The 16,558-nt window shown below is 44.7% G+C and carries 8 protein-coding genes; all 8 read right to left on the reverse strand.

From position 1 onward, the window contains the following. Positions 1 to 103: 103 nt before the first annotated feature. Positions 104 to 2,323: a hypothetical protein gene (locus HUF13_RS12980; RefSeq protein ID WP_173475537.1), complete on the reverse strand. Its 2,220-nt coding sequence runs from the start codon at positions 2,321 to 2,323 to the stop codon at positions 104 to 106. A gap of 122 nt (positions 2,324 to 2,445) precedes the next feature. After that, positions 2,446 to 4,746, reverse strand: a complete 2,301-nt coding sequence (locus HUF13_RS12985; RefSeq protein WP_173475538.1) for a hypothetical protein — start codon at positions 4,744 to 4,746, stop codon at positions 2,446 to 2,448. 109 nt (positions 4,747 to 4,855) lie between these two features. Next, complete coding sequence (locus tag HUF13_RS12990) at positions 4,856 to 7,120, reverse strand: DUF6055 domain-containing protein (RefSeq protein WP_304039157.1); 2,265 nt, start codon at positions 7,118 to 7,120, stop codon at positions 4,856 to 4,858. A 362-nt stretch (positions 7,121 to 7,482) separates the two neighbouring features. Continuing rightward, on the reverse strand, positions 7,483 to 8,538 hold the full coding sequence (locus HUF13_RS12995) for a sialate O-acetylesterase (RefSeq protein WP_173388102.1): 1,056 nt from the start codon (positions 8,536 to 8,538) through the stop codon (positions 7,483 to 7,485). Between the two features lie 134 nt (positions 8,539 to 8,672). Then, positions 8,673 to 10,295: a hypothetical protein gene (locus tag HUF13_RS13000; protein ID WP_173475540.1), complete on the reverse strand. Its 1,623-nt coding sequence runs from the start codon at positions 10,293 to 10,295 to the stop codon at positions 8,673 to 8,675. A gap of 262 nt (positions 10,296 to 10,557) precedes the next feature. After that, positions 10,558 to 11,523, reverse strand: coding sequence for a hypothetical protein (locus HUF13_RS13005; protein WP_173475541.1), 966 nt, complete (start codon positions 11,521 to 11,523; stop codon positions 10,558 to 10,560). Between the two features lie 132 nt (positions 11,524 to 11,655). Beyond that, positions 11,656 to 15,081, reverse strand: coding sequence for an MFS transporter (locus tag HUF13_RS13010; protein ID WP_173475542.1), 3,426 nt, complete (start codon positions 15,079 to 15,081; stop codon positions 11,656 to 11,658). Between the two features lie 54 nt (positions 15,082 to 15,135). Further along, complete coding sequence (locus HUF13_RS13015; RefSeq protein WP_173475543.1) at positions 15,136 to 16,512, reverse strand: aminopeptidase P family protein; 1,377 nt, start codon at positions 16,510 to 16,512, stop codon at positions 15,136 to 15,138. Positions 16,513 to 16,558: the final 46 nt, after the last annotated feature.

Below are 16,558 nucleotides of genomic sequence, written 5' to 3' on the forward strand. Positions count from 1 at the left end.
TTGAACGAAGAGAAAGCCAGCGTCATTAAGGCGCTGGCAGTAACAGCCCCTTCTAGGGGCAAAGCAAGCCACCCCTCTTAGGGGTGGCTTGTGACTTTCGATTTTATCGTTTTAAATCCATCGTCAATTCAAGCAATACGTTTCCATTTGCATTGACATGGGCTTTGCCATCTGATGAAAATTCAGCCAATTGCTCGTTCAGCATTTCTACGAGAACCGGATCAATATTTGCGCCAAAATTAAAAACAAATTTTATACACGCCACTTTGGCTGCTGATCCGTCTATAATTTCATTTTTCTTTACATCGAGATACTTGACTTCACAAGGTTTTTCAAGTGAATCTCCTTTGAATACAATTTTCCATGCTTCATTATACTTTTTCACAAAATCAAATAAATCGCTATAGCGTTTTTTATAGACAAACTGTTTACGCTGTTTATCATAATTTTGTTCAATAAGACCATACTTGCATTGTTCCGTGCCATTTCCATAAACAACTTGTTCAAACTTTTCAACAAAACCAGGAACATTTTTGGCAGTTTCTGCCGAAAATCCATTTGTTTCTTTTTCAGTACGCTCTCGCAAATTTCGCAATGCATTCACAATAAAATAAGTTTTAGACAAAAGTTCATCCGAGAAAAAAATACTTGATTCTAAAGAACGAGGAATTACCCAATTCCCTTTTTCAAAATCATAGACAACTTGATCTTTTCTAAATTTTCCATTCAAAGAAAGCGTGCCATACTTTAGCGATAAAGCATCATAATCAACAACCATAGCGGGATTTTGAACTTCTACGGAATCATGCAATAAAACGGATTCAAGATTGATACGAACTGAATAACGGAACTTGCCATATTTTTTTGACAATCCATCATAAAATACAGCCTTAAGCGGTGGAATATTTAAATCCTTTACATCTGATAAAATTCTCAAATCAATCTTTTCAATATCACAAGACTCCATAATAATAAAGCCATTAGCTATGGAAAAAGCAAGCTTAATATAGGCATCAATACTAGCGTTAAAGCCCTTTCCATTTATTAGACTAGAATCAACATTATTTGCAAAAACAATAGAATCTAAAGTTATTTTATACACAAGCGTATTTGACTGATTATGCAATTTGGCTTTATTTATTTTACTCAAATTTTTTGAGTTTTGCATATAATAAAAATTGCTTTCATCATATTTATCAAACATGTATTTCAAAGACTCATTCAATATCGCAATATGGCCTACAGGAGAAATTTTTCTAGAAAACCGTGCTAAATTTTTCTTCACGGTGTTAAGGTCTAAGGTTCCTTCATTACCATCTTTATCAAGGTCAATGCCATAATCCAAAGCATATTGCGTATATACACTGAGCATTCTTATCCTTTCAACAATTTCTTCTAACGATAAAGGTTTCTTTCCGCTTGAAAACGCAAGTTGTCCAAAAAAAGGTAGTTGTACATTTTTCAATTTATCAAGTTCAATATCCACTACAAGAGATTCATCGCGAATATTAGTCTTCACCTCTTTTTTCGTTATAAAAATTTTCAAATTACCCTCTTCAACGAAATAAGGCCCAGGTAACGAGAACGTATTCTCCCTTGTTATACCAGGAACATCCATCGTAAAAAAGTCAAATTTAGCACCAAGGGAATATCCGTCTTTTTCTTTGGCAAATACAAAATCAGCCCCAAACGTAGCCGTAATTTGCGATTTTGCTTTAATAGTTTCAAAACTTACATTCTGTCGGTCTGTTTTTAAAATAAATTCAATTTTTAAAGAATCTTTGGAATCCCACAAAAAATATTCTTTGTCGTATTTTAAAAGATTAATCGTGTCTATAGGCGTACCCAAATAATAGTTTTTCTTCATTTTTAGATTTATTGCAGAGAATGGAATACTTTTTTTCTTCAACGAATCAACAACAGCCTTCACCCCCTGCATATCCACACGAAGCATTATACCAGGTTTCGCCTGAACGTGTAAAGACCGCATAATATCCGCTCTAGCATTATCGATTATTCTAATTATTTCATAAGCACTATACTCTTTTCCTGCTATTTTCAGCTTTTTTCCGACATACGGGATTATATAATTTTCGCTTATTGCAGGTAACGAATCTAAAGTATCAACGTTCAACTTTACAATAGGATTTCCTTCTACCGGCATTCTATAATCATCAAGATCCTCATCGCAACAATCAACTAAATTTTGTTTTTTGGGGGATGCGTTCGTTTTCGCATCGTTTATGCCAACCATTAGCAAAATAGTCATCACAAAAACAACATACCAATATTTTTTCTTTTTTGATAATCCTAAATAACGCATATTTATTACCACATAAATTTATTATTATCCATTCACGCCTTTCAATTTGAGCGGTGTCGCCACAAATGTAATACCTGTTGTAAGTCCTGGATTTGAGTCCGGGGCTTTTCTACATCAGTCTCTTACTTAAATTCAACCAGTAAATCGATGGTCAATTTCCCGTCTCGGGAGAATGCGACTTGAGCCTTTGTCGGGAATTCCGCCAGACGTTTACGCAGGATTTTTACCAGCTCCTGCCCGAAATCCGGTCGCAATCCGAAGTCCAAGTCGAACGAGATTTTTGCATAGGCGATTTTCCCCTTGAACAAGTCCCGTTCAGCAGCGACCGCCTTTTTCTTGGCATCGAGAAATTCGATTTTGCACAGGCCTTTGGTTCCAAAGACATTTTTCCAGGCACTGTTAAATTTTTCGGCAAAATCCTGCACGTCGCCAAAGCTCCTGCGGTACTTCGCACCCATGTTTTTCACAAGGCCGTTGCTGTTGTATTTCGTAGTATCCACGAAGACGACGCGGTCCATTTTCTCGACAACCGCCGCAACGTTTTTGACAGCCTCGCCAATGGAATCCGCCGTCGCCGAACCATCCGCATGGTTGCGCAACTCACGCAGGGCGTTCCCGATGGCATAGACATGGGCGAGCAAATCTTCGCCAGTGAACGAGGTAAAACGTTTTAAAGGAGCGGGTACATTCCATTCGCCACGGTTAAAATCGTAAGTAAACTTATCCCTGCCGCCTTTGTTCTTCATGGGCAAAACAACAGAATAGCCAACCTTGAACGAGAGGGAATCAAAATCCACGACCATAGACGGATGAGCCCTCATCACAGAATCTGCATCTTTCGCATTTATACTCGCATTATAGCGAAGCTTTCCATAATTTTCCTCATGACCATCTCCGAACTTGGTATCAAACATTCCGACCCCCATGGAATAAACATGGTTGGACAACGACAAATCCACTTTATCGAGAATCAGGGCGTCATAGACTAGAGTGCCCCCTTTCGCGAGATAAATCAGAATTTTAACATAGACATCGACTTCGGCTTCAAAACGCTGTGTATTTTTCATATTCATATCAAATTTCGGGAGATACATCAGCTTTTGGGGCGAAATTTTAAGAACAATATAATTCTTCCCTTCATGCAACGGGACACTCCCCGTAACAGCTTGCAAAGAATCTCCATACAACTTCACAAAATCACGTTCGTCATATTCCTTCCGCACATCCCGTAGAGTGCGGTTCAATATGGACACTCCGCCCAACGGGATTTTTTTCACGAAAATGCTATCCATTACTTTTTTCGCATCAGAGAGATTTATCTTGTTGTCATCTCCAATAGCACAATCCACTCCATATTGAACAATGTGGAGATACTCATCGAGATTTTCGACAATCTCCCTTATGCTGTATTTACTCTTTCCATAGGAGAATTCCTTTTTTTCAAGAAATGGGATTTCGACAATGTCCAAAGCCCAATAATAACCCTTCAGCGAAAAATACACCTCCCCTATTTCATCTATCAACTCCAGGTTATCCTTCGCCCCATCCTTGGACAGGAAAATCTTGTAATTGCCTTCCTTGATCCGAGCCGGCCAGCCTTTCGTATTCTCGGACGTCAATCCTGGCATTTCCAGGACAAATGACTTGAAATTTGTATTCAGTTCAGGATTCTCCTTGAATTTCGAAATTTTAAAATCGAACGAAACAACAGCATTGAGGGGAGAATCTTTTTTCAGGGGTCCCAAATCCAAATGTACGCTATCCGTATTGAGCTTGAAATCGATGCCCGACAATTTGGCATACGTGTTCGACATGCAAGAATCTTCTTTCAGCGTCAGGAGATCAATGGACTCCACCTTGGAATCGGCATCATGCATCAAGTTGAGATTGATAGACGAAAAGAAATCGGAAAACAGTCGAGAACCCATCTTCGAATTCAAGGAATCCATCGTCTTTTTGAGGCCAGGCAAGTCCAACAACAGCGTGTCCTTGTATTCTCTCATATTGCCCTTCATGGCAAGCATGATGTTTGTCCTCACGGCATCGACCTTACCGATTATTTCAGAAACACTATACCAATAATCGCCTACTTTCAAATTTGCACTAGGACCCCAAAAATAAGAAGAGTAAATGGAGAACGTCAAGGAATGACCGCTTACGACATGCGGAATTTCAAAATTTTCATCAACTCGGGGAATGCTCGAATCCGCGCTGGCGACTTCAAGTTTCAAGGCTGTCGAAGGATCGTTGAACTTCGCATTATTCTTGCAACAGACGATTTTCGGAGTGTACAAATAGCGGTTCCTGGACGAATAGAAATGGTCCAAATCGGGTCTTGCCATGGACGCATGCACATTGCCAAAGCAGAGTGCAAGGACCAACGCACCCAAAAGGCGGTGTGCAAGAAGCGTTGTCGTATTCATGATTCCTTCTTTATAACTTTTATTCTTGACGGATAAAATAGCAAAATAAAGGACGCGAAAGCAAATGCAAATCGCGTCTAAAATAATCGACTGGTGTAAAATTTTAGTTTCAGCGGTTCAGGAGAATGCGTAGCGACCGCTTGCTATGCGGGTTACGGACGATATAGACACCGTTATTGAATCCGGCTGTGCCGAGGGAAGATTTTAAATCATCCGTCGAGAGAATTGTACCAAGCTTTTTGCCAGAGAGATCAAAAACCTGAAGACTTGCGTGCACGAAATTCAAATCGGCTTCGCGTGGCAATACCGGAATTGCGGTTCTCGACGTATCGCCCGAAGCAATCGAATCATCCGCAACGGCGTACCACTTGGCATTTTTAATGCTTGCGGTCGCATCGGTCGGGGGCGTCGTGAGGTTTGCACCGTAATTTGCATTGCCAAGCATTCCATTATCGACCATGCCGTAGAAAATTCCCTTTGAGATTTCCTTATCGAAGTTGTTTTCGAGGTCGCCGCGAAGCTGAGCCGTGCCGGAAAGTTTCTTGCCATTTACCGCCCACATCACGCCATAGACCTGTGCGTTGTCGGTCACGGTCGTATTCACGATAATCGAAATCGCACCGACTTTAGCCTTGCCGCTAATCGTTCCGCTTACGAGCCAGGCATCCTCTTCGAGCACGGCATCGCCGCTGATGTTTCCCGCAGTCACGAGCGCTCGACCGCGTACCACAGCGTTATCGCTAATTGTTCCGCCATTCACGACTGCAAAATCCTCGATGCGAGCGTTCCCAGAAATCGTACCGCCGTTCACGACCGCATCGGGCCCCACATAAGCCGTTGCAGCCACTTTCGCCTTGTTGCTCACGAGACCGCCGCCATTTGCATGCTTAGTATAGCCGCTTGCATTCGAAGGCTTCCAGAAGTCCTTGTTATAACCTTCGGGAACGCCGTTTACGACTTCAATCATGTATGGATAGCGGTAAATGCTGTAGTAGAATTGGTCCCACAAAATCGTCTGCATTTCGGTCGGAGTCGCCGTCACGGCAAGCCACAAAGCCTTATCGTTCGCCTTAGTCTCGATTTCAAGATTGAAACCCGTTCCATGCTTCATTTCACTGTATCGCGGCGTGCCGTCACTGCCTTCCGCCACAAGGCCAACCGTCCAGCCCGAAGCTGGATTCGGCAATTTGTCCGGGGCGTAATTGCACCAATTGTACGTTTTTCCTTTGTAGTAGTCGGTATTGTCGCCAAAGCATTTATATCCGCTAACAGTAGGTTTCTCTTGCACGATTCCGCGGAACTTGATTGTCACCTTCCCCGCCGTTTCTGGATAAATGCGCACAAGGTTATAACCCCAACGCTGCGGAGCCCAGTAAGAGGGCGAAACGTAACGGTCCGCGCACTCCTCGTCTGCGGTACACTCCATCTTGTTCAGCATGGTCACACGCGTATGCCTACGGTAATTGTCGCCCCAGCTTGCGTCACGACGCGTCTTAAATTCATAATCGCCATAGGATTTTTTGTACAAACTCTTTTTTGTCGGAGCGTATTCAAGCGTCGCGTTTTTCATGGCGAACTTTCCGAACTGTTCGTTCAACTGTTCTAGCGACCAGCCATAGACCATCATCATCGCGCTAAACGGAGTCTGCTCCATGCGACCATCTTCCCCGTCGCGAATCGATTCCATCCAGATGCGGTTGACTTCGTGCGCTCCCTTGTAGCCACCTCCAAATTCTTCTTTGAGGTGTTCCAAAAATTGCCAGTTGCAATAACGGTCGCGCGTCGAACCGTAATACAAATACGGATAGTTAATCAGATATTCCGAGCAATGAGCGTCATTTGGATTGTACTGGTGCGCCATCCAATTCGCGTGGCTCTCGGCGAACCACCCCGAATGGCTGTTGTTGCCCATCCAGCCGGCAACGCCCTGCAAGCCGTGAGCGAATTCGTGCGACGTACCCCAATAATCCTTGAGGGAACCAACGCCAATCCACATGCCGGGGCCAAATTCGTTGTTCAATCCCTTCACGTAGTCCTGGCCACCGTAAAGTGCCGCCATCACAGAGTTGTCGAACACGTAAATGTTGCTTTTGAGTTTTCGGTCCGGGCTTTTCGGGAACGGGAGCATCCAGCCGAGCGAATCGATATAGAATGAATAGACTTTTTCAAGCGACTGGAGCACGCCCTCTGCATCCGATGTCGGAATGGCAACATTATTCGCCTTGCCATCATCGCTCGTCGGCTTTTTGCAAACCTCGAAATGTTCCGAAGAACGAATCAGCGTAAAGCCATTGCTTTCACACTGCGGAATCCAGTTTACGTCTGCGAATGCGACAACAGCGGCAACGCATACAATTTGCGGAAATAGTCTCATATCACAACCCATCAACAACCCTAGAACATTCTAGGTACTATTAATATACGCTCTCGCACTCTCAAGTGCAAGAGTTAATTAATGCAAAGTAGTCTTGAGACAACGAAAAATACCGAAATTTCGACGATGATGAAATTAATAGATGCTGTAATAAAAAAACATGTTTCTGCATCACTCGACTCCCGCGTCATTGCTCTTCGTGCATAAGCCGCAATTATCCAATGCATGAGCAAGCTCCTACGTTGTTCCGGACTTGAGCCGGAATCTTAGTCACAAAAAATGGCGGCTCATGCTTCGACATTGCTCAGCACAGGAGTCCGCCATGAAAATGCCACAATGATATAACAATTTACAGAATTCTACTACTGTTTTTGGCCGCTCACGCCGTAACGACGTTCAACGCCGTTTTTCTTGAACCGGACAAACAGACTTTGTTCGCTATAATCAAAATAAAGTCTTGGCGACTGCGATTCTACCGCACGTACACTTGGCAAGTTTCGAATGGCATTTGTGCTATCCTGAGCGGTCGTATCCGTTTTCGAAGAATCCGTCACGACAGTATCTTTCTTGCTCGTGTCAGGAGGCGGTTCCTGCGACTTGAGGATTTCGAGCATTTTTTCGGCATAGCGTTCGCCAAATTTTTCATACCCTTCACGAGTGAAGTGCAAAGTATAGCTCGCCTCTTTAAGCGCCGGGCAACCCTGTGCCGAAATCAAGTGTCCGTTCGGGATGAGGTCCGCGGCCTGTTTCACGGCATCGTTACGCCAACCCAAATCACCCGTTGGAGCAAGCTCACCAATGAGAATCGGGGTCTTTTCCGGGTCCAGTTCCAGTTCCTTGATCAAGTCGTCATAAACTTTCTTGACGCGTTTCGGCCAGTCGTTCATCTGGTAGTCCGCTTCGCCCTGATGGAACAAGAAGCCCTTGATGACGCCTTTCTGCTTTGCGATTTTGCCCATCTCCACAATGCGTTTGTACAAATCACCGCCATATTCGTCCAGGTACTGAATCCACCAGGTATCGCCCTTGTTCTTTGCGCTTTGAACGTAAGACTTGTTGCGGTCCTTGTCAAACAAGTCGATGCTCTGCCCGCCAATAGCTACGTTCGCGACGGCAATTTTGATGCTGTCCGGGAGTTCCTTCACCATTTTGCGTCCAAAGATATCGACAATTCCCACCTTGGATTGACTATGCCCCATCGGAGGTGCCGCCGGATAGAACTCGCCTACCTTCTGGTTGGAATGATTTGCGGCTCGCAACACCAGGAATCGCGGGTCCTGCACACGGTCTTTATCGGTTACTGTCGCCTGCCCGGACATGTTCGATTGCCCGTAAGCAAGGTAAATATGCAGGTTCGGGTCCTGCGCAAAACTTACCGCACCGAGTACGGCAATTGACATTAGGATTTTTTTTAGCATTTGTCCTCCAAACAAAAAGCTGTCACCCACGTGACAAATTATACAACCCTTGTCTTTAATTATAATAAAAAAGAACCCCTTATCGAGGTTCCTTGAAATCATTGTGTTGTCAAAAAATGCAATGCAGCAATTCTTTATTCTAAAGAATTTGGAGCATTCCACATTCTCTTTTTGAAATCATAACTAAAGCGTTCTTTAAGGTTATTGTTATTCAAAATTTTCACAACATTACCATCATCCATAATCTTCAAAGATTCGTAATCTATATTCAATAAAGGATGAAAATCATCAACCGATTCCGCATTTTTCGGATTAAAGCTCACAGAATAACTAAGCTTGCCTTTATTCCTTTGCGATCCATCACCGAATACAAAAACATTCTTTCCATGCTGAATTTTTTCAACATTCGCCGACAACGCTAAATCCATTTTATCAAGATCAAGATGGTCTAAAGCAATAGCCTTACTTCCCTTGTGAACATAAAAAACAAGTTTGAAATAACAAGTCATTTCGCTATCAAAATCATGAGCATTAAACAAATCTAAGCTCACATTTCTAGCATACTTGAATGGTTTTAAAGTAAGTTTATACATAACTGCATTTTTTCCATCAACCAATTTAAGTCTTTTATTTTCATCTAGCACTGAATATTCATTCAGATTCACAAATTCTTCGTTATTGATTTCATGAATTTTATCGTCCGTAAGAATTTTGCCCAAAACAGCGACATTGCTCAAGAACTTAAATTTATGCAAGTACTTTTCAATTATTTTATTCAACTTCGATAATTCGATTTCGTAATCTTGAGCAATGGACAATGCAATTCCGTACTGCGTAAACTTGCTATAATCATCAGCAATTTCAGCAATATTTTTAACACTAGATTCAGCTCCATCCAATAAAAATCCGTTTCTATCCAAGAGAGGTATCTCTATAGCTTCAAGTTTTTCAAAATACTTGTCTATTGAGAATTGCACTGCTTTTACTTTATTATTAAATTCAAAATTATCTTGAGCACCACTTGATGTTATAGATATTTTCAAGTTACCCTCATTCAGTTGGAATGGTAAAATTTTACCGACCTTCGCTTGTGTAATATCGGGCAAATCCAATACAAATGAATCATAATTCGACATCAAGAAAACATTGTCTTTTGCAATTGTTGTTTTCACATCAAAAGAAACAACCGCATTGATATCCGTTTCAAAATTCATTATGGCAAAATCGACATTTTGCTTTTCAATCTTTGGATAAAATTCAATAGCCAACGACTTACCAAGAACATCAACATGCTTCAGCACATCCTCCGATTCTTTAAAGACATCGAAAACATCCGCCGCAGAATCATTTTGAGCTTCGATTCTGATATTTATCGCCGATAAAAAATCTTCCACCTTTAGCGCATTCACAGCACCATCGTCAATCGACATGGTATCTAAAGTCTTTTTTACGCTTGGCAAATCCAGCAAAAGCGCATTTTCAGATTTTATCATATTCGCTTGCAAAGCTTGCAAAACCTTCGCATCGAGACCGCTGACAATTTCTACAACTTCTTGGGTGCTGTATTCACGCTCACCAATTTTTAATTTTTTCCCGATATACGGAATTTCGAAATCGTCCCATAATCTAGGATACGAAACTTTTGACAACGCATTAGACAAATTGCTACTTGTACTTTTTGAGTTAACGCCACTTACGGAGCAAGCGCTTAGTGTAAAAAGCAATAACAAAGCTGCCAAAGACAACAAATTTTTCATATAATCCTCCAAGAATCTATTCATCACGACTTTTTACATCATACAAAATAGAATATAAAAAATGTAATCCCAAAAATTCGAGATCTTTCGAAAGAAACATAATGGAGCCACTCCCAAATGGAACTCAAGAAATAATGGATCCTCGCTTACGCGAGGATGACTTTACCGGCGAAAGCTACACCATGGAATCAATCAATGATTTTTCGTTTGCGCAAGGATGACAGCTCGGGATAACACTCTTCTAAGTTTTGCTCTCAGTCTGCTACTTCCTTCCGATATTCTTGAAATTTGGAGCGATAATGGTGCAATTGGTATCCTTAGGAGCCTGACGATACAGCACCAAGTCCACCGTAAAGAAACCTTTAGTCGATGCACTCACAGACCACTTGCTCCCAGCAGGGCAATCCTTGAAATTCTTGTTCAACGTTGCCGCAAATCGGCTGCCATTTACATTGTACGTAAAGTAACTCGTTGTAAGCGAATCCGGCATTTGCAGCGCTTTGGGGCCGCCGATTTTACTGTTCTTTGCAAAATATGACTTTTGAGCCTTAATGTAGAACAGCGTCTGTTGCGTCAATTCATCCGTCAAGCTCTGTGTGCTAGTAAAAAGCCCGACATTCGAGCAACCACGTACTCCAAAGACAAGCACCAGAACAAACGCCAGTGCGCATCCAATAAAAATCCAGTATTTCGGCTGGAGTTTTTTTAGCGTAGCAACCATCTTTTTGCACCAAGCAACTATTTTGCCCCACAGCCTCTTGATCCCTTTCGATACACTCTTAAACTTTTTCGAAACGCCCTTCCCGCTAATGACAGGATGCGGAGCATCACTAGCTACAGAGGTTACGGACGCCAGGCCACCTTGCCACTTGAGGAGTTTCATCGCCACAAGCACATGGCCAAATTGGCGCGGGAATGTCAAACCAAATGCGGCAATCACCATCAAGGTCACGCTTACGACAAACAAGACGAGCAAGCCTTTATTCGCAAGCGGAAGCAAATCTTTCACTTGATCCAGAATGCCCAAAAGCTTCTTGACCCCAGAAAAGTTTTCAGATGCGAAGCGCACCATAAACGAATCGGTAAGTCCATTCCCCGTCCGCACGGCGTTAGCGGCAATACCATAAACCATGGTCAATATGCGTTCAAAGGCAAAAAGAATCATGCCAAAAATCGCAATAAGCGAAGCTATGAAACGCACCGTGCGTATGGGAGTGAAGCCTTTCATTTGTTTACATTCTCCTTTTTCCTTCTTGTCTGTGGTCACTGGCCGGTGTCATCAGTCTTATTGATCGCGGTGTAGCCGCCAAACAATAATCTAACAACAACCGACAACAACTAGCAACTACGGCTCCGCCGCCTACTTCTTTTCCACCAATTCCTTAGCCATCTTCTTTGCGGTCACAAAGTCAGCCTTGCCAGAACCAAGCTTCGGCATCACATCTACGTTAAACGCAACAGACGGGAGCATGAGAGGCGGCATACCGCTTGCACGCAATTCCGAGAGCACATCCTTCGGATCCTTTTCGCCCTGGTACAAAAGAACAATCTTTTCGCCCTTGGTCGCATCCGGGATTGCCGTAACAACGTAATCGCAGCCCTGCAAAACAGGCGTATCCTGAATCTTCTTTTCGACAGCGCCAAGGCTAATCATTTCACCGCCGAGCTTAGCAAAGCGGCTGTAACGGTCCACAATCGTGAGGAAGCCATCTTCATCGAGATAGCCCTTGTCACCCGTGCGGTAATAGCGAATGCCATCCTTCTGGACAATCACGCTCTTCGTGCGGTCTTCGTCCTTGAGGTAACCCTTCATCACCTGGCAACCGCCAATGAGAATCATACCCGCTTCACCAGTCGGGAGCGGTTCGTTTGTTTCAGGGTCGACAATCAAGAACTGCGTACCCGGAAGCGCAGGGCCCACCGTACCCGGCTTGTTGTTCACCTGCAACGTGGTATAGTCATCGAACAACGTATTTTCGGTATTGACCGATGCCACCGGAGCCGTTTCCGTACAGCCGTAACCTTCGTAAATTTCCTTGCCGAACTTGAGGCGGAAGGCCGTCGCCAGTTCCGGGCGGAGAGCTTCGGCACCGGCAATGATAATACGCACGGATTTGAACATCAACGGGTGTACGTAGCGGCTCACCGTGAACGCACGCAGGAACGTCGGGGTCGCCACCATGATTGTCACCTTGAATTCCGCGCAAACGCGAGACATCGTCTTAACGTCCGTCGGGTCGGCCACGGCCACAATCGGGCAGCCTTCCGTGAGGTTCAAAAGCGTCGTCACCGTAAGGCCAAAACTATGGAACAGCGGGAGTTCCGAAAGCATCACATCGCCACGGCTCACATTCATGATGCAAGCAAGCTGCTGGATGTTGCCCATCATGTTGCGCTGCGTGAGTTCCACGCCCTTCGGCGTTCCTTCGGAACCGGAGCTGAACACGATTACCGCATTGTCGTCCATGGAACGATGTTTCACAAACAAGAGACGGATAAGCCAACTCGGCATGACCATGCAAAGCACAAGGAACGCGGCAATTTTCGCCTTCGGGATTTCCTTCATGATATCTTCGGCATAGAGCAAACGCACCTTATCCGATGCCACTTGGGAGTAGTCGTTTCCACGGCCCTTCAATTTCTGCACAAACTGGCGGCTCGTAATGACGGTCGAGCATTCGGCACGTTCGCAACAGAACTTTACGTTATCGACAGATGACGTGTAGTTCAAGTTCACGTTCGTCTTGCCAATCACCCAAAGAGCAAGGTTCACAATCACGCCGGCAGGGCTCGGCGGAAGCATGATACCCACATTCTGTTCATGCTTGCGAAGCGTCTTCTTGAGGTAACCGCGGAACGCCATCACTGCACCCATCAACTTGTAACCCGAGAAATGAGCCCCATCCGGGCTATAAATAGCAGGTCCGTTCTTCACGTACTTCTTGTAAGTGCGAATCCAGCTATCGGCAATCGGATGGACAAACGAAACGGCATAGTTCCAAGCATCAATGGAAATACGGCGAATAATGGCACGAATTTCGTTAGGAGGCGTATCGGCAGGAAGAGCATCTCCAAAGGCAACAGTGACAGAGCGTTCAGCCGAAGCACCATACATATTGGAAGAACTGTAGCTGTAGTTACTGCCCCACAACCCCTGAATGTAGAATGGGATAATCTGAGCCTTTGTACCATCAACAGCAGATGAATAATCAATCGTAAATGGTTCTACATGCGGGGACTTGGACACTTCGCCCGACGGGAAAATCACGACAGCCTTACCTGCGAGGAGCACTTCGTGAATCTTGTCCATCGCAATTTTGGGGTTGCGGTTGTCGATACGTATCATGCCAAGGCGCTTGAGAACAGCACGCAAATACCACTTGTCGAAATGGTCCTTGTTGCTTGCAATGCAAAGCGGACGCGGAGACGCCATCTGCACCATCGCCCAGTCGATAAAGCTATGGTGGTTACCCACGAGGAGGATCGGACCTTCGTTCGGAATATTCTGCACATTCAAGACGCGAATTCTATAGCGGCTGAACACAAAGCGGAGAAGCGTGCGGAGCATGGCCTGCGGCAAGTTGTAAATCGACCAGATAAACACACCGACCGAAATAACAGCAAGGCCGATAAAGTAGTTCTGCGGACGAATATCCGTAGAGCGCACCAACATCGTAAACACGAATAAGAACACCACAAGCACAAGGGCCTGAATTAAGTTCGCAAGAGCAATCACGGACCCGGAGTTATTCGGGCGCGTGTTGTACTGCAACAGCGCATTGACCGGAACGAGAATGAGACCGCCAAAGAAACCGGTCATGGAATAAAGCACAACAAGAGCAACCGGATGCACAAGGAACGGCACGAGGAACATGCAAATCGAAGCGCCAAACATGCCCAGCGGAACAAAGCCCGATTCAATAAAGTCCTTGGAGAAATGAGCCGCGACAATCGTACCGATCATGAGGCCCACAATCGCAAACGACATGTAATCCTGCATCATGTCCACGGTCGAAGAACCGGAAACGTCCTGATACACAAGAACAAACACCTGAGCCAAAGCCCAGAACATCGAAAGCGCAATAATCGAAGCTCGCAGCGTAGGCACGCGGAAACCAAGACTCAAGTGGCGCTTGACCTTGTCGATGCTCACGTTCGGGTCTTGATACTTCACGCGAGGAATCATGAAATTCGCAACAGTACCAAGCACGCTCACCGCCGTAAGAATCCACGGAATCACAACGGATTTGGAGGTAATGCGGCGCACGGCTTCGTAAGAAACAAGCTGGTCAAGGTTAATGAGGTTCACGCCGACAATCGCAAGCCACGATGCCGCGATGATACCGCTAATACTAAAGATTTGGAGGAATGCGTTAGCATAGCTTAAGCGACGCACTCCGAACATTTCCTTGACAATGGCATACTTTGCCGCACTATGGATGGCAAAACCGCAGCTAAGCCCGATAGAGAGCCAGAATGCGATTCTCGGGAAATCGAGCGTCACAAGCACCGACTGCGCTATAACAAACAGCGTCATCATGAGTGACGACCAAGCCATCACCTTGTTCTTCGAGAACTTATTGGTGAAGAACCCGGCAAAGAACACCATCAAGACGTATGGTGCAAGGAAAAAGATTTGGAGCATGAAGCTCTGCCAGATAAGACCGTTTTGTGCAAAGAACGATCCGGAGAGAATCTTTTGAGCGTAAATAAATACACCCGCCTGAACAAAAGCTGTAGCAAGGACAGATAAGAAGAATCTTACAGCACCTTTAACTTTCCACATTTACAAAATCCTCATATTTTTTGCAAAATGTTATACAGCTAAAAGATAGAAAAATCACTTCATCAGCACTTCAATATCCTCAACGGTACGCGGAATATGCTCCGAAATATTTTCAAATCCGCTTTTTGTAATAAGTAAATCATCTTCGATGCGTATTCCAATACTTTCGCGATAACGCTTGCCTTCAATAGTCGCCGTAAAATCGCCATAAAGTCCCGGCTCGCAAGAGATGAGCATCCCCGGCTTGAGCACCACATCCAAGGAACGGGAACCAGGGTCTCCTTCGTGGATATGTTCCCCGATAAAGTGGCTCACCCCATGCGGCCTCTTTTCATACAGCAACTTAAAGCTTCCCTTCGCCCCCTTTACAAGGCGGCGATCCAGCTCCATCATGATGAACTCCCAGCAAATCATGCCAATTTCTTTCAGTGAAACACCTGGGCGCACCACACGCTGGTACACCTTCGCCGATTCCAGCACGATTTCGTACAACATTTTTTGAAGCGGATCAAACTTGCCATTGACCGGGATTGTGCGCGAAATATCGCTATGCAAGGTGCCGAACCGCACACCAAAGTCGAAGAGGATAAATTCGCCATCGCGGAGCGCTTCGTCATTCTTCACATAGTGCAAACAACAAGCGTTCTTACCGCCAGCAGCAATCGTCGGGAAGGCAAGGTCGCCGTCTCCACGGCGCTGCATTTCGTAATTGAGGAACAGCGCCGCATCACGTTCAGTCTTCATGTTTTTCATCGCAGACAACAGCGCACGGAATGCGTCGTCGGTAATATTTTGCGCCACACGAGCATCTCCGATACGTTCCGGTTCCAGCACCAAGCGGTCTTCAAAGTGCATGTCCGCGCAGCTCATCACGCGCATTTTAAAGCGACGAAGCACGCTTTTCATCTTGACCTTGAGCTTTTCGTTGTGGTCGCCTTCGAACTTTTCGTAATAGAACGCAAAAGCATGGTCCACGGCATCCTTACCCGTTGAATATTCCACCGCTAGCGATTCTACAAAAGTCCACACATCCTCAGCCGGTCGAACCTCATCGATACCCGTCAAACGAGAAACAACATCTTCGCCATCAACAAAACCAAGGCGTTTTCCCACCCAGAATTCTTTGAACGGATCTTTTTTAGGCACAAAAAGCGTCGAACGAGATTTACGCGGGTCCAAAACTAAATAACAACCCGCCTGATTCACGCCGGTCATGTACAAAAACGCCGGATCCTGCACAAAGCGCGTCCAAGTTTGAACAAAGGCTTCCTCGCCCCCCGGTTCAACGGGCATTCCTGCAAAAACGCAAAACGAATCCAGTTTTTTCATCAAAGACAGTCGTCTTTTCGCATAAATTTTCTTGGAATCATAGTTTTTAGACGATAAAAAGACCTGAGAATAGGTCTGAACATCGGTTTTTCGTGAATGCATACTCAATTTTTACCTTTTTTAACATTTTTTCTGCCACAACTATATA

The organism is Fibrobacter succinogenes (assembly GCF_902779965.1).
Lineage (GTDB): Bacteria > Fibrobacterota > Fibrobacteria > Fibrobacterales > Fibrobacteraceae > Fibrobacter > Fibrobacter succinogenes_F.